22 protein-coding genes are annotated in these 17379 nt (G+C 54.2%); 18 read left to right on the forward strand and 4 right to left on the reverse strand.

Translation table 11 applies throughout. From position 1 onward, the window contains the following. The first annotated feature begins 157 nt into the window (after window positions 1-157). The 5 genes from AC50YL_RS20010 (at window position 158) to AC50YL_RS20030 (ending at window position 3925) form a co-directional block, all read left to right on the forward strand. Entirely contained in the window at window positions 158-487 is a 330-nt protein-coding gene (locus tag AC50YL_RS20010) for a PadR family transcriptional regulator (protein WP_494834195.1), read from the forward strand. A 16-nt stretch (window positions 488-503) separates the two neighbouring features. Continuing rightward, entirely contained in the window at window positions 504-1370 is an 867-nt protein-coding gene (locus tag AC50YL_RS20015) for a pentapeptide repeat-containing protein (protein ID WP_494834196.1), read from the forward strand. A 244-nt stretch (window positions 1371-1614) separates the two neighbouring features. Beyond that, entirely contained in the window at window positions 1615-2367 is a 753-nt protein-coding gene (locus tag AC50YL_RS20020; RefSeq protein WP_494834197.1) for a 3-oxoacyl-ACP reductase family protein, read from the forward strand. A gap of 97 nt (window positions 2368-2464) precedes the next feature. Further along, on the forward strand, window positions 2465-3061 hold the full coding sequence (locus AC50YL_RS20025) for a TetR/AcrR family transcriptional regulator (protein ID WP_494834198.1): 597 nt from the start codon (window positions 2465-2467) through the stop codon (window positions 3059-3061). Between the two features lie 225 nt (window positions 3062-3286). Continuing rightward, window positions 3287-3925: an HAD family hydrolase gene (locus AC50YL_RS20030; RefSeq protein ID WP_494834199.1), complete on the forward strand. Its 639-nt coding sequence runs from the start codon at window positions 3287-3289 to the stop codon at window positions 3923-3925. A 35-nt stretch (window positions 3926-3960) separates the two neighbouring features. On the opposite strand, the gene AC50YL_RS20035 is transcribed toward AC50YL_RS20030, so the two are convergent. The 3 genes from AC50YL_RS20035 to AC50YL_RS20045 all read right to left on the reverse strand — a co-directional run bounded on the left by AC50YL_RS20035 (window position 3961) and on the right by AC50YL_RS20045 (window position 5636). Next, window positions 3961-4308 carry a DUF4260 domain-containing protein gene (locus AC50YL_RS20035; protein WP_494834200.1) on the reverse strand — a complete coding sequence of 116 codons (348 nt, stop codon included), beginning with the start codon at window positions 4306-4308 and terminating at the stop codon, window positions 3961-3963. Between the two features lie 4 nt (window positions 4309-4312). After that, a complete protein-coding gene (locus AC50YL_RS20040; RefSeq protein ID WP_494834201.1) occupies window positions 4313-4933 on the reverse strand; it encodes a TetR/AcrR family transcriptional regulator in 621 nt (206 codons plus the stop codon). Between the two features lie 157 nt (window positions 4934-5090). Further along, a complete protein-coding gene (locus AC50YL_RS20045; RefSeq protein WP_494834203.1) occupies window positions 5091-5636 on the reverse strand; it encodes a TetR/AcrR family transcriptional regulator in 546 nt (181 codons plus the stop codon). Between the two features lie 183 nt (window positions 5637-5819). Between AC50YL_RS20045 and AC50YL_RS20050 the strand changes: the two genes are divergently transcribed. From AC50YL_RS20050 to AC50YL_RS20075, 6 genes are all read left to right on the forward strand, one after another. Continuing rightward, window positions 5820-6620, forward strand: a complete 801-nt coding sequence (locus AC50YL_RS20050; protein ID WP_494834205.1) for an SDR family oxidoreductase — start codon at window positions 5820-5822, stop codon at window positions 6618-6620. Window positions 6621-6847: 227 nt separating this feature from the next. Next, window positions 6848-7294, forward strand: coding sequence for a hypothetical protein (locus tag AC50YL_RS20055; protein WP_494834207.1), 447 nt, complete (start codon window positions 6848-6850; stop codon window positions 7292-7294). 202 nt (window positions 7295-7496) lie between these two features. Further along, window positions 7497-7664 carry a hypothetical protein gene (locus AC50YL_RS20060; RefSeq protein ID WP_494834209.1) on the forward strand — a complete coding sequence of 56 codons (168 nt, stop codon included), beginning with the start codon at window positions 7497-7499 and terminating at the stop codon, window positions 7662-7664. Next, window positions 7633-7785 (forward strand): NlpC/P60 family protein, encoded by a 153-nt coding sequence (locus AC50YL_RS20065; protein WP_494834210.1) that lies wholly within the window; start codon window positions 7633-7635, stop codon window positions 7783-7785. The genes AC50YL_RS20060 and AC50YL_RS20065 overlap by 32 nt, the downstream gene beginning before the upstream one ends. 138 nt (window positions 7786-7923) lie before the next feature. Further along, complete coding sequence (locus AC50YL_RS20070; protein ID WP_494834212.1) at window positions 7924-8343, forward strand: helical membrane plugin domain-containing protein; 420 nt, start codon at window positions 7924-7926, stop codon at window positions 8341-8343. An 18-nt stretch (window positions 8344-8361) separates the two neighbouring features. After that, window positions 8362-9540 carry an NAD(P)/FAD-dependent oxidoreductase gene (locus tag AC50YL_RS20075; protein ID WP_494834214.1) on the forward strand — a complete coding sequence of 393 codons (1179 nt, stop codon included), beginning with the start codon at window positions 8362-8364 and terminating at the stop codon, window positions 9538-9540. A gap of 12 nt (window positions 9541-9552) precedes the next feature. Here AC50YL_RS20075 and AC50YL_RS20080 read toward each other — a convergent pair whose 3' ends face one another. Then, window positions 9553-10731: an MFS transporter gene (locus AC50YL_RS20080; protein WP_494834215.1), complete on the reverse strand. Its 1179-nt coding sequence runs from the start codon at window positions 10729-10731 to the stop codon at window positions 9553-9555. 171 nt (window positions 10732-10902) lie between these two features. Between AC50YL_RS20080 and AC50YL_RS20085 the strand changes: the two genes are divergently transcribed. From AC50YL_RS20085 to AC50YL_RS20115, 7 genes are all read left to right on the forward strand, one after another. Then, window positions 10903-11043, forward strand: coding sequence for a hypothetical protein (locus AC50YL_RS20085; protein WP_494834216.1), 141 nt, complete (start codon window positions 10903-10905; stop codon window positions 11041-11043). Between the two features lie 115 nt (window positions 11044-11158). Continuing rightward, window positions 11159-11911, forward strand: coding sequence for an SDR family NAD(P)-dependent oxidoreductase (locus AC50YL_RS20090; RefSeq protein WP_494834217.1), 753 nt, complete (start codon window positions 11159-11161; stop codon window positions 11909-11911). A gap of 38 nt (window positions 11912-11949) precedes the next feature. Beyond that, window positions 11950-12537 (forward strand): TetR/AcrR family transcriptional regulator, encoded by a 588-nt coding sequence (locus AC50YL_RS20095; RefSeq protein WP_494834219.1) that lies wholly within the window; start codon window positions 11950-11952, stop codon window positions 12535-12537. 19 nt (window positions 12538-12556) lie between these two features. Next, complete coding sequence (locus AC50YL_RS20100; protein ID WP_494834220.1) at window positions 12557-13789, forward strand: serine hydrolase domain-containing protein; 1233 nt, start codon at window positions 12557-12559, stop codon at window positions 13787-13789. Window positions 13790-14159: 370 nt separating this feature from the next. Then, on the forward strand, window positions 14160-15026 hold the full coding sequence (locus tag AC50YL_RS20105) for a pentapeptide repeat-containing protein (protein ID WP_494834221.1): 867 nt from the start codon (window positions 14160-14162) through the stop codon (window positions 15024-15026). Window positions 15027-15200: 174 nt separating this feature from the next. Beyond that, window positions 15201-16430 (forward strand): serine hydrolase domain-containing protein, encoded by a 1230-nt coding sequence (locus AC50YL_RS20110; RefSeq protein WP_494834463.1) that lies wholly within the window; start codon window positions 15201-15203, stop codon window positions 16428-16430. Window positions 16431-16650: 220 nt separating this feature from the next. Next, window positions 16651-17283 carry a GNAT family N-acetyltransferase gene (locus tag AC50YL_RS20115; protein WP_494834223.1) on the forward strand — a complete coding sequence of 211 codons (633 nt, stop codon included), beginning with the start codon at window positions 16651-16653 and terminating at the stop codon, window positions 17281-17283. Window positions 17284-17379 lie beyond the last annotated feature (96 nt).

Below are 17379 nucleotides of genomic sequence, written 5' to 3' on the forward strand. Positions count from 1 at the left end.
ACCGTTAATCAAACCTTGATTGGCATCGTGCCGATCAAGGTTTTTTCTTTTTAGGGATACGGTATAAAGGGCAGAAATTCAGGGAATTATTTATTATTATCAACTACCTTGACAGTCAAGGTAATATATCGTATTATTCGGTTATGGGGGTAATGAAATGAGCGAGAACAAAATCACATCGGACCTGCTGCGCGGACATACGGATACGATGATTTTACGGCTCTTGTCCGAAGCGGACCGCTACGGATACGAGATCGTCAAGCTGATCGCGGAGCGATCGGGCGGCGAGTACGAGTTAAAGGAAGCCACGATGTACTCCAGCGTCAGGCGGCTTGAGACGGACGGCGATATCGAGTGGTATTGGGGCGACGAATCGCAGGGCGGACGGCGCAAGTATTTCCGGATCACCGAGAAGGGCAAGGATACATATGCCCGCAACAAGAGCAATTGGGCGTACGCACAGCGCGTGTTGGATAATTTATTATAAGGGGATGCGTTGAGAGATGAATCCGAAATTGACGAACTATTTGAACGGTGTCTTCACGCCTTACGACGGCGTGAAAAGCGTCACCGAATTGAAAGCCGACTTGCTCTCCGATCTGCAGGAGCGTTACCGTGAATTGAAAGCCGAGGGCAAGGACGACGAGACCGCGTTTACGATGACCATCGCGAGCATCGGCGACATCGAACAAACGATCATGGAGGTCGCCAATCTCTCCCGTTCGCTGGAGCGCCAGGTGCTGACCAACTTCAGCGCGAGCAACCTGACGCAGAGCGACTTTGCGGGCGTGACCGCGCATAAAGGACAATTCAATGCCAGCGCGCTGCACGGCTCGGATTTCTCGGGAGCGGACTTGACCGGAAGCTCGTTCAAGAGCAGCGACATGCGCGAAGCGAACTTCGACGGCGCCAATCTGACCGACTGCATCCTGTCGGCCGTCGACCTCGCCAATGCGAGCTTCAATCAATCGCTGCTTGTCCGCACGAACTTCAGCATAACGGGACTGGACGGCGCGACATTCAAAGGCGTCAAACTGACCGACGTTACGTATAATAAGATGGACCTCAGAAAAACGATCTTCGAAGAATGTTTCTTTACCGGCGTGAACTTCGAAAGCTCCGACCTGAGCGGGCAGCGTTTCGACGGGCAGTTCTTTAATGGCGTTAAATTCGACAAATCGGCGTTGAGCGAAGCTTCGTTCAGGGGCGCAACGCTCAAAAACGTATCGTTCATTCCGTTCTTTTCCTTGACGAATAAATATTACCGCACCATCAAGACGATCGCGTTCGACGGCGCCGCGATGGATAAGCTGACCTATGCCGCGCTCAAAGGCATCGGAGCCAATTTGTCGAACGTTACGATTATCTAAGAGCTTTGTGATCGGCGCGCATCGGACGCGATCATGTAGAAGAGACGATCACGAAAATACCAAAACAGAGGCGGAGCGTTCCGCCTCTGTTTTTTATTAGGGATGCGATATCCGTTTCGCCCTCCGGCCGCCGGCCAAAGGATTTTGGGTCTTGCACGGTTGTTCTTGACAAAATAAACGGAACTACTCTATATTTTACTTATGAACCGATTGGTCCATAAATAAAAAATAGGAGTTGTTTAACATGACAACTGTATCAAAGCCGCTATTCGGCAAAACTGCAATCGTAACGGGCGGAGCCCGCAGTATCGGCGCGGCAATCGTAAAACGGCTGGCAAACGAAGGCGCATCCGTTGCTTTCACATATGTGAGTTCGCAAACCCAAGCGGAGGAACTGGTAAACGAAATCGAAGCCTCCGGCGGCCGTGCGCTGGCGTTACGCGCCGACAGCGCGGATGCGGAAGCAGTGAAAAGGGCCGTGGCGGAGACTGTCAACGTATTTGGCGGCGTAGATATATTGGTGAATAATGCGGGCATCGCGAATCTCAAGCCGTATGATGAATTTACGATCGAAGAATTCGATCGGATGATCGCGGTAAATTTCAGAGCCGTATTCGCGGCGATTCAAGCAGCCGGCCCGCAAATGAAAGAAGGGGGCCGCATCATCAACATTGGAAGCAACGCCGCCGATAACAACCCCTTTGCGGGAGCCAGTTTATATGTCTCGACTAAAGCTGCCGTGGCAGGATTGACACGGGCGCTTGCCCGGGACTTGGCTCCTAAAGGCATCACGATCAATAACGTACAGCCAGGTCCGACCGATACGGACATGAATCCGGCGGACGGACCGTACGCGCCTATCGTGAGCGGATCGATCGCCCTTGGCCGCTACGGTAAAGCTTCCGAAATCGCGAGCATGGTCGCGTATCTGGCTTCGCCGGAGGCAAGTTTCATTACCGGGGCATCCATTAACGTTGACGGCGGGGTAAATATTTAACGACCGCTGCAACATCGGGCTAACATAAACTTGACTTCATCTCGTGCGCGGGTAGTATAAAGACCATACACTACTCTTGAGCGAAGGGGATTTTGATATGGCACTTGGACGTCCTCGCGCCTTTGACATCGAGCTTGCACTCCATAGTGCCTTGGAACTATTCTGGCGCAAAGGATACGAAGGGACTTCGTTGTCCGATTTGACCGAAGCGATGAAGATTAACAAATCGAGCTTCTACGCGACGTTCGAAAGCAAGGAGCGCTTGTTTTTCAAGGTGCTTGATTTCTATTTCGATGGTCCCTCCCGGGAAACAGGGGCTGCCTTGACGCAACCGACAGCCAGAAAAGTCATCGAAAAATACCTCGGGGCCGTTGCGGATCTGACGACGAATCCGATAAACCCGCCGGGATGCCTAACGATTCGAGGCGCGATCGCATGCGCAGAGGAATCGGAGCCGGTCAGACAAGAGTTGACCGCCAGGCGCATCAACGCCGAGCAAGCCCTGAAGCTTCGCCTGGAACAAGCCAGAAGCAGCGGAGAATTGCCTGAGCGCGTCGATCTGGCCAAGCTCACGCGATTCATCATGACCGTGGCGGCGGGGATGTCGATACAAGCCGCAAACGGGGCGAGCCGCGATGAATTGGAAGCCGTCATTACGACCACGATGCAGGTGTTGGAAATAAATTATCGGTAGTCGGGCATCGTACCACGGCCTGAACCGCGATCATACCGATGCCTATGCCGATCAAGAATCGGCTGGGTATCGGTTTATTTTTTTTTGAGCATTATGGCGGTTGACAGGGTATGCATGCCGTACGTTAACATGAATGTGCATGGCTCGCAGGAAACAAGCATGGTTACTCGGATCGCTGGAGAGAGAATCGTCGGCGCAACAATCGGAAAAGGAGAATGGGAGAATATGAAGTGTCTCATCTTTGATTTGGACGGAACGCTGGGGAATACGTTGCCGCTTTGCATCGCAGCATTCAAGAAAGCCATTGAACCGTTGGCAGGCCGCTCGCTCGGCGATGCGGAAATCATCGCGACATTCGGTCCCTCGGAAGAGGGAACGGTGCAGGCGTTGATTCCGGAACACTATGAACAAGGAATCGCGGATTACCTCCGTCATTACCTCGAGATGCATGCCATGTGCGAAACGCCGTTCGAAGGAATGACGGAATTGTTGGCTTTCGCCCGTAGCAAGGGCGTGCCGATGGCGCTGGTGACCGGAAAAGGGGAACGAAGCACGGTCATTACGTTAGCCCGCTTCGGGATCGAATCCTATTTTCGGGTCATCGAAACCGGCTCGCCGCAAGGACCGAGAAAAGTGCAGGGAATCAAGGAAGTGATCAAGCAATTGGAAGTGGCGCCTCGGGATTGCGTGTACATCGGCGATGCGCCAAGCGACATTCAAGCAGCCAGGGAAGCCGGAGTGGCCATCGTTGCCGCCGCATGGGCCGAAACCGCCGATCCGGCATTGCTGAAGTCGCTTCAACCCGATCGCTTATTTACTTCCGTAGCCGATTTTGGAACTTATCTGAGAGAAGCAATCGTATAATGAAACTTAGACGGCAGCCGGATGGGTTGCCGTTTTTACAATCGCTGAATATGCGTATCCTTGAAATCGGTGGCATACTTCAGCCCGTAGCCCATCATCCGGTCCATCCCGATATGAGCGGTCCATATCAAGCCGATCATCATGAGAAAGTCAGCCTTGAAGATAAACCCCGCCAGCAGCACCACCAAAGGCACGGAAAGCGTATGGGCGAAATTGTAAAGGTAAGCGCCGACCTTGACGCTTACGGCATATCCGATCATGAACGCGTCCGGAAGCAGCAGGAGCAGCAGGAAAGCAACCCATCCGAAGCCGCTGGAAAAATACAAATAAGTACCAAGCGACAGAACGACCAAACCTTCGAGTCTAATCAGCTTTTTGTTCATCGTTTTATTCTCCTTTTTCCCGGTCTGCGGTTCGAATTCCAGCCAGCATCCAGCCGATTCCGCGCGACACCTGTTCATATGAGAGGGGTTGATCGGACAGCAGGGCAGGGGCCTGCAGCGTTAATCCGTCGAATACGGCCTGTATTAGCGCCGCGAGCATTTCCTTCCCGCTCGTGTCCAGCTGAAGCCCCAGTCGGTCGACGACAATCATGATGCCCGCCTTCATTTCCTTGTAAATGGCCAGCAGCTCCGCCGCGAGCTTCTCGTTGTTCACGCTTTCCGTCCAGAGGCTGATCAGCAGCGTGAACCACTCCGGATTTTCCTTGCGGAATTCGACCACGTGGAGCAAGACCTGACGAAGGATTTCATCGGGCGAGACCTGAAGGTCCAGCCTGGCAAAAGCCGCCTTCATCCCCCGGTTGATCATCCATTCCCGGACCACTTCGACCAGCAGCGTTTCCTTCGTGCCGAAATGATAGCCGATCAGCCCTTGCGCGACGCCGGCTCTGGCGGCGATTTCTTTCATGGTCGCTTTGGGGTAGCCGACTTGGCCGAATAGGTTAAAGGCTGCAAGCATGATGGCGCTCTTCCGTTCGTCTTGGTTAACCGATTGCTCTTTATCCATGTTATGCACTCCTTTGACTGTTTGGTTGAACAGTCAGTTGTTTATAGGACTATAATAATACTGTTTGGTCGAACAGTCAAGAGATATTGTTATTGATATTTCGCCAAGCAACTCACGACCTACTTGGCCGTGTTAGATGTATCATCGTCCCCGACCGCTACAGATTCCGGTCTAATAAAAGCCCCACTTGTCCCGCCACAATATGAAGGGGGTCCGATAATTTCCGTGTAAACCACGATTCGACGATCCCCACGATGGCGGTACCAAAAAAATGCAAAATGACATCCTCGCTCAAACCATCGTTTACTCCCGTCGTTACGTCAACGTAATGCTTTAATCGTTCGACCACGTAGTCAAAGAAGCGGACACGAAAGGACGTGGCTTCTTTACTTTGCAGCATCGCCGAAAAAAAGGCTTCATTTCGCTTAAAATAGTCGAACCAAACGAGGCTGCCTTCGGCGAAGCTCAGCTCGGATGCGGATTCGCAAATGCCCCTTAATTCGTCCATATGTTCCTTGACGAGTTGATCCAGGAGATCGTATTTATCCTGATAATGAAGGTAAACCGTTCTTCGACCCACATTCGCCCTGTCGGAAAGATCTTGAATGGTGATCCGATCGAAATTTTTCGTAGACATCAATTCGATAAGCGCGGCTTTTATGGCATCTTGCGATTTGAGTATCCTTCGGTCGACCTTGGTCATATTATCCTCCAACCTTCTCAATAACTCGCGCAATGTCGCGCGATTTGAGCATTAATGCATGAAGCGTCATCAGTCGGCCATTGAAGAATCGGTAGTTTTCTCTATAATAATACACAGATGTGCAACAATACATCAACATGCATATTGCGGCGCGAACTGCCGAGAAGAAAGGGAAGATGCCGGATGAATCTGGGACTTCAGGGAAAAACTGCAATCGTTACGGGAGCCAGCGCGGGGATTGGACTTGCTTGCGCAAAGGCCTTATATGAAGAAGGCGTCTCGCTGGTTATGGTGGGACGGGATCAGGAGCGCTTGGATCGGGCGGCAGCTACGATTCGAGCAGAGGGCTCCGGAGGAGAATCGGCACGAATCACGCTCGTATCGGGCGACATGCATAAGCCGGAAACCGCGCGGCATGCGGTCGACGCGGCGATCGAGCACCACGGCCGTATCGATATTTTGATCAATAACGCGGGGAACGCGCAATTCGGTCCGTTTTTCGAGTTACCCGAAGAAGCGTTTTTGGAGACGTGGCAGGTAAAGCTTCTCGGTTACATGAGGATGGTGAAGGAAGCGGCGCCTCATATGATCAAGCAACGAGACGGCCGCATCGTGAACATCGTCGGCATTGCCGGACGAACGCCATCCCCCGGTTACCTCCCCGGCAGTACCTCGAATGCGGCTTTGTTGAATTTTACGAAAGGCATTTCCGGCGAGTTGGCGGCATCGAATGTCAGAATCAACGCGATTTCGCCCGGAGCCACGGGAACCGAACGGGCCGTAAGGTTCGCCCGGCGGCAAGCGGACGAGAAAGGGATCGACGTTCATGCCCAAACGTCGAGCATGAGCGCGGACATCCCGCTCGGACGTATGGTGGATCCGGCTGAAATTGCTGCCATGGCACTGCTGCTCGTATCGGACCGCGTACCTTCGATCACGGGCACGGAGATCGTCATCGACGGCGGTCAAACGCCCGGCGTTTAATGGAAAAGCTCGAAAATGCCGTCGACGGGTGAATCCTGCGATAAGAATAACGAAGCAAAAAAGTCGCCTTGTTGCGGCTTTTTTCTTGTAGCGGAATGTTTGCGGGCATAGGTTCGATATCGATTGCGGTCAAAGCGGTTGCGGAGTTCTTGCAGATCGAATGAATTGGCATTCAAGAACGCAAACTAGACAGAAGTATTAAAAGTTTCGAATGAGGCGAAAATCCTATGACATTCATGTATATTGCATCCGCGGTCGCCTGCTTATTCGTCGCATGCATGCCGAAGCGGTTGAACCGTCTGGAAATTTACGTGACCTGGATAGCGGTGGCGTTCGTTACGCGCCTTTGCGATCAATTCCTTGACCTGTACTTGAATCTGTACGATCAAGGCGGCCCCGGCATTCAATGGCAGGTCGTGGTCATCCAATGCCTCTACCCGAGCGCGATCGGGGTCATCATCCTGAACTTCATGCCGCAACGAAGGGGGGCGTTCGCCGTCTATTGTCTGGTCTGGACCGCGTTCGCCATGGTCTTCGAATGGGTTACCATACATGAGCATTACTTGGCGCTTAGGGAGTGGTCCCGCTACTATTCGCTTCCCGTCTATTTCTTCGGGATCCTGTTCCTCCGGTGGAATCTGCGCTTCATCCGGAATCGGCGAGGGGCTGTATAAGTCGATGCGATTGACGGTTCCATGTTCCGCTTAAGTAATGACCGCAAGGATCAGAATCAATAGCGAAAAGCTATGATGATGATAGAAAAAGGGCCATTGATCGATGAGGCACTAATTCGTTATAGTTGCCTTGTACGATTCGACATTCCACTCACTCATTGAGGAGCTACGAAATTCAATGCATGGAGGGTGAATCGTCACAATGAAGACCAAACCTGCGGCAAGCAAAATGATCGCCATCGGGCTGTGCGCCTCAATCGGCTTCAAGGCAGCCGGAATCAGCCAAGCTCCGAAAGCGAATGCCCTTTCGTCGACGACCGCTGCCAAGCTGATCGACTATGGCGACAACTACCCTCGGCACGCCTTATAAACTCGGTGCGAGCAAGTCGACGACAAGATACTTTGACTGCTCGTCATTCACGAGACACGAATTCGATACATTCGGCTATACGCTGCCGCGCGCCGTCTGGGCTCATAATCACGGGGAATAGGCTCAAGCGAGTTCGGGATTGTCAATCGTTTGGAAGGAGACTGCGGCTCATAATGTGAAGTTTTTCACATAAGGGCTTTTCGTGCGTGGGTTAGACTCCCCAAAACGGGGGGAGACGAGGTTTGAGAGGAGCATTGAAATGGTAGAGACTACCCATCGAAAGGAAGCGGAACCGGGGACAGAAGACGCGGCGGACGTGCTGGAGCAGCTGTTGAAGCCGGACGTGCAAGAGGCATTGACCGCCATGGCGGCGAACCTGCCAAAACTCGCGGAGATGACGGCCATGCTCACGAAAACCTATGACTTGGCGAAGAAAGCGTCAGGCGACCGCGTGCTGGTTCAAGATACGCTTGGCGGCCTCATGGAAGTCGTAAAGCCGTTGGAGGAAAAGGCCAAGCATTACGCGTCGGCCGCTATCGAAGCCCGCCAACTTGCGGAACAGGAGCGGACCTCGATGGGATTGTTCGGCATGCTGCGGCTGCTCAAGCATCCGGAGCTTCAACGGATGCTTCGCTTCGGTCGGGCGTATCTGGCTATTCTAGGGGAAAGACGAAAATAAAAATCAGGGGATGGGAACATGAGCAAGCAGATCTTAATTCTAGGCGCCGGTTACGGCGGTCTTCTCGGCGCGCTATCCGCTCGCGAGCACTTTACGGAGGAGGAAGCCGCGATTACGGTCATCAACCGCTACGAATCGCACCAAATCGTGACCGAGCTTCATCGACTGGCAGTAGGCAACATCGCCGAGAAAGCGGTTTGTCTGCCGCTGGAAACGTTGTTCAAAGGGAAAAACATCAATCTGCAAATCGGTACCGTATCCGCGATCGATCCGGAAGCCCGCAAAGTCGTTCTGGACGACGGAACGTCCTACGTTTACGACGCGCTCGTGCTTGCGCTCGGCAACGAAACGAACTTTCACGACATCCCGGGACTGCGGGAAAATAGCTATGCGCTGAAATCCGCCGCGGACGCGAAGCGGATATTCGCGCATGTCCACGAAAAAATCGCCGCCTATTCGAAATCGAAAAACAAAGCCGACGCGACCTTCGTCATCGGCGGAGGCGGCTTGACGGGCGTCGAACTTATCGGCGAATTGGCGGACGAGCTCCCGGATATCTGCCGCAGGCACGGAGTAGACTTCGCGGATGTGTCCTTGTACCTCGTCGAATCGAAACCGTCCATTCTCTCGACCTTCTCCGCGGACCTGATCGGACGCGCGGTCGCGAGTCTCGAAGCCCGCGGCGTTCAATTCCTGACGGGACGCAGGATCACGGAAGCGAACGGTTCGACGGTCAGTCTGAACGACGGCCGGACGATCCAATCGGGCACCGTCCTCTGGGCGGGCGGCGTGCAGGGCAACGCGCTTGTAGCGAGCTGCGGCATCGAAGTCGATCACGGCTTCGCAACGATCAACGAGTTCCTGCAATCCGTCTCGCATCCGGACATCTTCGTCGCCGGCGACAGCGCCGTCGTCATCGGACCGGATGGCCGTCCGTACCCGCCGACCGCGCAGTTGGCTTGGCAAATGGGCGAGCTCGTCGGAGCCAATCTGTTCGCTTACTTCAAAGGCGCCAGAATGATGGCGTTCGAGCCTGTCAACTCCGGGTCGCTCGCGAGCCTTGGCCGCAAGGACGGCGTCGGCTGGATCGGCGAAAGCGGACTGAAATTGAAGGGCATGCCGGCGTCCTTGATGAAAAAAGCCAGCGACGTGCGCTATTTGGCGCATATCGACGGCTTGTTTTCGCTGGCTTATTAAGACGCACTCATATTAAGCGGACGACTTTTCTGCTTGCGCACCAAGGAGACGACGCGATAACAGCAGGGCATAAGCCAGAAAAGCGATTGCGATAAAGCCGTACAACAGGATATACCCGCCCAAATGGAACAATAGACTGCCCACGATCGGGCTGCAAGCCATTCCCATATAGCGGAAGAAGTTATAAGCCCCGACGGCGGTCGCGCGATTTGTCGTGAATGCGCCCGTCAGCAGCGTCGTCTGCACGGGGAGCGAGAGCCCGAGGAATAGTCCGAAGCAGATAATGCCGGCCAACAGCCAAGCCAACGAGATCGAGTAGAAGACGAGGAAAAACAACACCGACGCGACGTTTAGAAATGTCGTCAGCACGATGACCTTTTTCCCGTCCATCCGTGCTTGAATTCTGCCGCCCAAGAAGCTGCCGATCACGATGCAAAGAGACATCGGCAGGAATGCCAATCCCTTTTGCTCGGCGGACAAGCCGTAACGATCGCTCAAGATGTCCGGCAGAAACACCAGGAAATTATAAAAGACGTAATACTGGATAAACCCGAGAAAAATGACCGACGAACCCGTGCGGTTCCGCAAGATAGCCGCGAAATCCCGCAGTTGAAAACGGGCAGGCTTACTGTCGTCGGGCTTTGTTTCCCGCAGGAAAGCGTAGTTGCAGCTCAGCACGAGCAGACCTGTAGCCGCAAGCGCGAGGAACACGGAATGAAAATTAAACCATCCGCTCAGAAAACCCCCGATTACCGGTCCCAGTACGGGGCCGAGCGATACCATCATCTGGAATGTTCCCATCGCCTGGCCGCGTTCTTTTCCTTCGAACAAGTCGCTGATCACCGTGACGGCCACTACGGATCCGGCGGCGATGCCGATCGCCTGCAGCGCCCGGAAGACGAGCAGCAGCTCGATATTGGCAGATAAGAAACAACCAAGAGACGCGATCACATACAGCGTAATTCCGAACAGGATGACTTTACGCCGTCCTTTCGAATCGGTAAGGGGGCCGTAGACGATCTGCATGATGGCCAGAAAAAAGGTGAACACGGAAATCGTCAGATTGACGACGAACGAAGTGGTGCGAAATTGACTGGCCACCTCGGGCAACACCGGCGTGTAGATGGTTTGCGTGAACGGACCGAGAAATGCGGCGAACGCCACGATATAAACGATGAATTTACGGTTCATGATGGCGAGATCCTCTCTATGAAATGACATTCACATGGATGACATGCAGTATTGTCATCGTACTCGAATTCGATTATTTATTCCAACGCATTTCATGTTATAATCTCATTGATTTGAGGGAATGAATGCCTGTCGGCAGTACGATTAGTTCAACGAAGAAGGAGCAGCAGAATGAGAACCGAGGATCAGATCAAAGCCAAATTATTTCAACTCCAAACCGTGCAGAAACAATTCGACACGGAGGAAATCAGAATTCAAATCGAAATTCTGGAATGGGTGTTAAACCAACCTGCCGGAAAATACCATGAATGAATAAAGGGCTGTGGGGAGCCGAACCGCAGCGAACGGCCGCCTTGACAGCATGTTTAAGCAATCCTTATAATGATGTTAGTTAGCGCTAACGCACATGTAGAGGAGAGTGCTGAAAATGAATCTGCAAGGTAAAGTGGCTATCGTAACCGGAGGCGCACGCGGTATCGGGAGCGCGACATCGCAATTATTGGCACGCCGCGGAGCAAAGGTCGTCGTGAATTACGTAAACAATCAGGATGCGGCCCAAGCAACGGTCAATGCGATCCGAGCAGACGGCGGCGAGGCCATCCCCGTGCGGGCGGATATTCGGGACGCGAACCAGGTTGCGGAGCTTATCCGGCAAGCGAAAGAAGCTTTCGGCGGACGTATCGATATCGTCGTGAATAACGCGAATATTCCTTTTGTAACAAAGCCGTTCGTTGAAACGACATGGGATGAGTTTGCCCAAAAATTAAACGATGAATTGCAGGCGGCGTTCGCCATGACGCAGGCCGTTATTCCCTTCATGATCGAACAACGATACGGGCGCATCATATACGTTTCCTCCGGCGCCGGCAAGCACATCGCCCCTAACATGATTGCTCATGGTACTGCGAAGGGCGGCCTTGATACGTTCGCGAACTATATCGCAAGTGAATTCGGTCCCTTCGGGATCACTTCCAACGTAGTCGCTCCGGGAGTGGTGGAAACCGATGCGACCGCATTTATGCCCGAAGAAATGAAGCAATCGATAAGCAATTTTACGCCGCTTCGCCGCATGGCTCGACCCGAGGACATAGCAGGGGTCATTTCGTTCTTGGCAAGCGACGACAGTCAATTCACGACAGGCACGTACACGCCGGTAAACGGTGGAAGTTACATGGAATAGGAGCGGCGGGTCGTTTTTCAAGAACGGGGGCATTTGATATGGATGATAAAGAGACAGGTACTTCGGATCGGATTCTTGATGCCGCGCTCCGATTAATGCAGGCGAAGGGATTCAAATCCGTCACGATCAAGGATATCGCCGTCGCTTCGGAAGTAAGCGAGATGACGGTATTTCGCCATTATAAGACCAAGAAAGGGGTGCTCGAAGCTGCCGTTCAAAAGTATTCGTACACCCCTAGTTTGAAAATAATCGTTGAACAAAACGTCGTATACGAGTTGAAACAAGATCTTCAGCTTATTGCCAAGTCGTATCTGGACTTGATGGAGATTAATCGGGGGATCTTCTTGATCGCCGTTCAAGAACGAACGACGATGCCCGAATTAATCGGCCTGATCGCCGGCAATACGAAGCAATTGCAAGGCTTGTTAACCGAATACTTCTTGACCATGCAGGAACGCGGCAAAATGGCGGTTACGGATGCTTCCAAGCAAGCCATGGTGTTTTTGACGATGTATTACGGTTATTTTTCCTCCCATGCCTTATGGAATACGCAATTTATCGGCGATACGCAAGAGGAATTCATCGCAACCAGCGTGAGTACGTTTTGCGAGGGTTTAGCTACGTAATCGTAACGGAGGGATATCGATGCACAAAACGGGCTTATCGGAGACGCGTCTTCGTCGGTTAAGCCATATCTTGCAGGGTTATGTGGATCGCGGAGAGATCGCCGGGGCGGTTGCCGCCGTTCATCGCAAAGGCGAGGAAGCCTATGCCGACGCGATCGGCTGGCAGGACAAAGAGGCGCGCATTCCCGCGCGACGGGATACGATCTTCCGCATCATGTCGATGACAAAGCCGATCACGGCCGCGGCCGCATTGCTGCTGGTCGAAGAAGGAAAGATTCGTCTCTTCGATCCCGTGGATGCCTGGCTCCCGGAGCTTGCCGACCGGGTTGTGCTGCGCGATCCGAACGGAAGGCTGGACGATGTCTTGCCGGCGTCCCGCCCGATTACGCTTCACGACTTGCTTACCTCGCGCATCGGCATCGGCTGGGAGGATCACCCGCTGCAGTCCGAGGTGATGAAGCTGCTTCCCGCACCATTGGCCAAGCCGCTGGGAGAACAGCATGCGGAGGAGCATCTCGATCCCGATTCCTGGATGAAACGCCTCGCCGAACTGCCTCTCCTGTATCAGCCGGGCACGCGCTTCCTATACCACCTTGCGCACGAAATTCTTGGCGTCTTGATTGCCCGGGTATCGGGTCAGACGCTGGATGCCTATTACCGCGAACGAATCTTCGAACCCCTCGGGATGATGGACACAAGCTTCAAGATGCCGCCGGAAAAACGAGACCGGCTGTCGGTCGCATACGCGCCGAAGGCGGGGGGAGGCCATCTCGTGCTGGACCGTCCGGAATCGACGGCTTGGGCGGAAGCGCCGATCTTCCCATCCGGGGGAGCAGGCCTTCTCTCCACGGCGGATGATTACCAGCGTTTCGGACGGATGCTGCTTGGCTTCGGGGAGCTGGACGGGGTGCGCATTCTGTCGCGCAAATCCGTGGAAGCGATGATCACCGACCATCTCGCGCCCGAACAGCGTACGCAGCCGTTCTTCGACGAGACCGATTACGACGGATCGATGATGTGGACGAACAAAGGTTACGGCTACGGCGTCTCGGTCAGGACCAAGCAGATCGGCATCGGTCCCAGCGCGGGCTCGTTTTTCTGGCCGGGGGCTCTGGGAACGACTTGGATCGCAGATCCGCGCGAGGAGCTGATGGCGACGCTGATGATCCAGCTCAGAGGGGCGCAGCTTCCCAAGAGCAGCCGAATCGCTTATGATTTCTGGACCATGATCTATCAGGCCATCATCGACTGAAGCGCATGTAATTCGTCATAAATGCAAAGCAATAGCCGTTTCCCGTGCTTCATCGGGGGACGGTTATTTCGTTTTTCCTGCTGTCCAGTGACGGTTGCGATCGGGACTTCCGAAACGACAGGACACTCGAATGGTGACACTTGTCATGCCGTTTCCATGATAACTGCTACTAATCCGCAGACAAGCAATGCGTTATCCTATGCGCATATCTCATGGATTACGGGCAAGAGCGGATTAATCCATTGGCAAAGTAATAAAATCGAAATAGTACATTGACAGACACAGTAATATATCGTATTATGCATGTGTAGGGTTAATCGATTGAGCGAGAACGCACGCTAGACAATTTCTAATAAGGAGAGTTGATGGCATGAACGAGAAATTAGCGAACTATCTGAATGGGGTATTTGCGCCATACGACGGGGTAAAGAGCGCCGCTGAATTAAAGGCGGACCTGTTCTCCGATTTGCAGGAGCGGTACAAGGAACTGAAGGCCGAAGGCAAGGACGACGATACGGCTTTCGAGGCGACGATCGACAGCATCGGCGACATCGAGCAGACCGTGCAGGAGGTCGCGCGCCTTGCCCGTTCGCTGGAGCGGCAGGTGCTGACAAACCTCAGCGCGAGCAACCTGGTCAAGAGCGATTTTGCGGGCGTCATCGCCCATAAAGGAAAATTCACGGCGAGCGCGCTGCGGGGATCCGACTTTTCGCGGGCTGACTTGACAGGCAGCACGTTTGCGAGCAGCGATGTCCGCGAAGTCAATTTCGACCATGCGAATCTGACTGATTGCACCTTGGCTGCGACCGACCTCTCGGAATCGAGCTTCAACCATTCCGTGCTCGTGCGTACCGACTTCAGCAAGTCGGGGATGGCCGGCGTAAAATTCAATGGCGTGAAACTCGCCGATGTCAAGTTGAGCATGACCGATCTTAGACAAACGAGCTTTGAAAACTGCCTGTTCGACGGCGTCGACTTCGACTCTTCCGATCTGCGAGGCCTTCGATTAGACGGGCTAACATTTAATGGCGTTAAGTTCAACAAAGCAGCCTTGAACGATGTTTCATTCAAAGGCGCGACGCTCAACAATGTCTCGTTCCAGGCCGGATTCGCGTTGACCAATAAGTATTACCGGGCTATCAAAACCATCAACTTCGACGGCGCGATGATCGATAAACTGACTTTTGCCGTCCTTAAAGGAATTGGTGCCGATTTGTCGAAGGTTACGGTAATCTAATGGACGTATCTCGATTCCGATGACTCCGAACCGGAGGTGATGCTTCCTTTAATCGCCGCTATGCAGTTGCTTCGACGGATTGAACGCGCTTTCCAGCATGGATAACAAAAGAGAATTTGTTACTATAATAGGCTGATAATAAAGAAAAGCGAGGGATACTTCATGCAAAAGACGATGGAACAAAGCAACGGCGGCTTCTCCGAAACAGGGCTTCGCAGCATGCGCGACATGCTGGAACGACATGTCGAGTCCGGGAAGATTCCTGGACTCGTCGCTCTGGTCAGCCGGGGCGATGAGACACACGTCGAAGCGATCGGCACGATGCGCCATGACGGCGGCGAGCCGATGCGCCGGGACACGATCTTCCGGATGGCCTCGACGTCCAAGCCGGTCGCGATCGCGGCGGCGATGATCCTGCTCGACGAGTGCAAGCTGCGTCTGGATGATCTGGTCGAGACGTGGCTGCCGGAACTCGCCGATCGGCAGGTGCTCAAGCGAATCGACGGACCGCTGGACGACACCGTGCCGGCGCGGCGGCCCATCACCGTACGGGATCTGTTGACATCCACGTTCGGGCTCGGCATGGATATGACATCGCTGGGCACGCCGATCATGGGCGCGGTCTTCGAGCGGGGCCTCACGCCCGATCTGCCGGAGCCGATGCCCGAGCCGGATGAGTGGATGCGCCGCCTCGGCACGCTTCCGCTGATGTACCAGCCCGGAGAGCGCTGGCAGTATCACATCAGCAACGATCTTCTCGGCGTGCTCGTCGCCAGGGTCACGGGCCAGTCGTTCGAGACGTTCCTGCGCGACCGCATCTTCGGGCCCCTGGGCATGAAGGACACCGGGTTCCATGTGACCGCCGACAAGCTCGACCGGTTGCCGCCGCTCTATGCCCCCAACCCGCAGAACGGAGAATTCATCGTGTGGGACGAGGCCGCGGGGGGACGCCACAGCCAACCTCCGGCGTTCCAGGGCGGCGGCGGCGGACTGGTCTCCACGGTCGATGACTACCTGGCCTATTTCCGGATGCTGCTGAATCATGGGATGCACGGGAACGAACGGATCTTGTCCCGGCCCGCCGTCGAGCTGATGACCACCAACCGCCTCACGCCCGAGCAGCAAGCCGCCCGGCACGCCATGGCCGTCAACAACGTCCATGTATCATTCGGCCAAGGGCAGCACGGCGGCTGGGGCATGGGGATGGCGGTGCGCATCTATCGCGGCGACTACGCGCCGATCGGCCAATTCGGTTGGGATGGCGGAAGCGGCACCTCGACCTACGCCGACCCGAAGAATCAGCTCACCGGAATCCTGCTCACACAGGTCGGAATGTCCACCCCGGATTCGGCGCGGCTTATCCACGATTTCTGGACCACGGTCTACCAGGCAATCGAGGACTGACAACGGGTTTGCGCAGGGAAAAAACTTCTCCATTGACTTGAAAAAGGAAACGGCATAATAATGACTATCATCTTGATCCTGCAGAAGAAATACTAGCGGCCATGCGCAGAAATCGGCGCATGGCTTTATTATGATAAGCGTCATACGGCAACCGATCTGCCGGGCAGTTGAATGCCGCGCCGGTTGCCTGAGTCGCATGGACGAGGAGCGTTGGATCGCGATGAATATGGCTGAGCTGAAACGATTTATCATTTCAATCGAGATCAAAGCATTGGAGAAAACATTGGTTGACGGCGAAGGCGAGAGTCCGTTCGCTACATTGGTACGAGAAAGGATCGGTATCCTCCAACGAGAAGCAGCCCGGATACGGCAGTTTGACGATGAGATGCCGCCGGAGTCCCGATCCATTTTGTCTGAACTCGTGATAAGGAGCGCAGTCGCAGACGACTTCGACAGGTTGTGCGACATCAAACGCCTAGCCTCGCTGTCCAACAAAGGCGACCTCGAGCTCATTGCCGCCCATCCCGAGTGGCTCGTGTGGGATGACGCGTTGCTGCCGTTCGCGCAGGTAGCGGATGTGAAAGGGAGAGTCGTCGGCTTTGCAACGGCGCTCCCGGTTGATGACTTTCTCGAACTCGAGGATTTATTCACCGATCCTGACTGGATGCGTCAAGGCGTTGCCAGTGCGTTAATCGCCGACATCGCGCGCAGAGGTTTGCGTATCGAGGTATCCGCTAATCACCATGCGAAGGCGTTTTACGAATCGGCAGGGTTCGTAGTCGTCGGCGTCTTAAGCGATGCGGGCGGAGAGCAGCTGCGGATGCACCTTGATGGCACGCGCAATCAATCTTGACGGGAAGCAGGCTCGTCCCCCTAGAAGAATAATTTCCTCTCGACCGGGAAACGTTTACCGAAGAGGACTTAGAGCGAAAGCAATGAACATGGCAAA

It is taken from the genome of Paenibacillus sp. J22P277 (assembly GCF_059383675.1).

What these genes read in the sequence shown, in the direction of transcription:
- AC50YL_RS20010 (WP_494834195.1), top strand. Translation starts at nt 158, where the DNA reads ATGAGCGAGAACAAAATCACATCGGACCTGCTGCGCGGACATACGGAT.
- AC50YL_RS20015 (WP_494834196.1), top strand. Translation starts at nt 504, where the DNA reads ATGAATCCGAAATTGACGAACTATTTGAACGGTGTCTTCACGCCTTAC.
- AC50YL_RS20020 (WP_494834197.1), top strand. Translation starts at nt 1,615, where the DNA reads ATGACAACTGTATCAAAGCCGCTATTCGGCAAAACTGCAATCGTAACG.
- AC50YL_RS20025 (WP_494834198.1), top strand. Translation starts at nt 2,465, where the DNA reads ATGGCACTTGGACGTCCTCGCGCCTTTGACATCGAGCTTGCACTCCAT.
- AC50YL_RS20030 (WP_494834199.1), top strand. Translation starts at nt 3,287, where the DNA reads ATGAAGTGTCTCATCTTTGATTTGGACGGAACGCTGGGGAATACGTTG.
- AC50YL_RS20035 (WP_494834200.1), bottom strand. Translation starts at nt 4,308, where the DNA reads ATGAACAAAAAGCTGATTAGACTCGAAGGTTTGGTCGTTCTGTCGCTT.
- AC50YL_RS20040 (WP_494834201.1), bottom strand. Translation starts at nt 4,933, where the DNA reads ATGGATAAAGAGCAATCGGTTAACCAAGACGAACGGAAGAGCGCCATC.
- AC50YL_RS20045 (WP_494834203.1), bottom strand. Translation starts at nt 5,636, where the DNA reads ATGACCAAGGTCGACCGAAGGATACTCAAATCGCAAGATGCCATAAAA.
- AC50YL_RS20050 (WP_494834205.1), top strand. Translation starts at nt 5,820, where the DNA reads ATGAATCTGGGACTTCAGGGAAAAACTGCAATCGTTACGGGAGCCAGC.
- AC50YL_RS20055 (WP_494834207.1), top strand. Translation starts at nt 6,848, where the DNA reads ATGACATTCATGTATATTGCATCCGCGGTCGCCTGCTTATTCGTCGCA.
- AC50YL_RS20060 (WP_494834209.1), top strand. Translation starts at nt 7,497, where the DNA reads ATGAAGACCAAACCTGCGGCAAGCAAAATGATCGCCATCGGGCTGTGC.
- AC50YL_RS20065 (WP_494834210.1), top strand. Translation starts at nt 7,633, where the DNA reads ATGGCGACAACTACCCTCGGCACGCCTTATAAACTCGGTGCGAGCAAG.
- AC50YL_RS20070 (WP_494834212.1), top strand. Translation starts at nt 7,924, where the DNA reads ATGGTAGAGACTACCCATCGAAAGGAAGCGGAACCGGGGACAGAAGAC.
- AC50YL_RS20075 (WP_494834214.1), top strand. Translation starts at nt 8,362, where the DNA reads ATGAGCAAGCAGATCTTAATTCTAGGCGCCGGTTACGGCGGTCTTCTC.
- AC50YL_RS20080 (WP_494834215.1), bottom strand. Translation starts at nt 10,731, where the DNA reads ATGAACCGTAAATTCATCGTTTATATCGTGGCGTTCGCCGCATTTCTC.
- AC50YL_RS20085 (WP_494834216.1), top strand. Translation starts at nt 10,903, where the DNA reads ATGAGAACCGAGGATCAGATCAAAGCCAAATTATTTCAACTCCAAACC.
- AC50YL_RS20090 (WP_494834217.1), top strand. Translation starts at nt 11,159, where the DNA reads ATGAATCTGCAAGGTAAAGTGGCTATCGTAACCGGAGGCGCACGCGGT.
- AC50YL_RS20095 (WP_494834219.1), top strand. Translation starts at nt 11,950, where the DNA reads ATGGATGATAAAGAGACAGGTACTTCGGATCGGATTCTTGATGCCGCG.
- AC50YL_RS20100 (WP_494834220.1), top strand. Translation starts at nt 12,557, where the DNA reads ATGCACAAAACGGGCTTATCGGAGACGCGTCTTCGTCGGTTAAGCCAT.
- AC50YL_RS20105 (WP_494834221.1), top strand. Translation starts at nt 14,160, where the DNA reads ATGAACGAGAAATTAGCGAACTATCTGAATGGGGTATTTGCGCCATAC.
- AC50YL_RS20110 (WP_494834463.1), top strand. Translation starts at nt 15,201, where the DNA reads ATGGAACAAAGCAACGGCGGCTTCTCCGAAACAGGGCTTCGCAGCATG.
- AC50YL_RS20115 (WP_494834223.1), top strand. Translation starts at nt 16,651, where the DNA reads ATGAATATGGCTGAGCTGAAACGATTTATCATTTCAATCGAGATCAAA.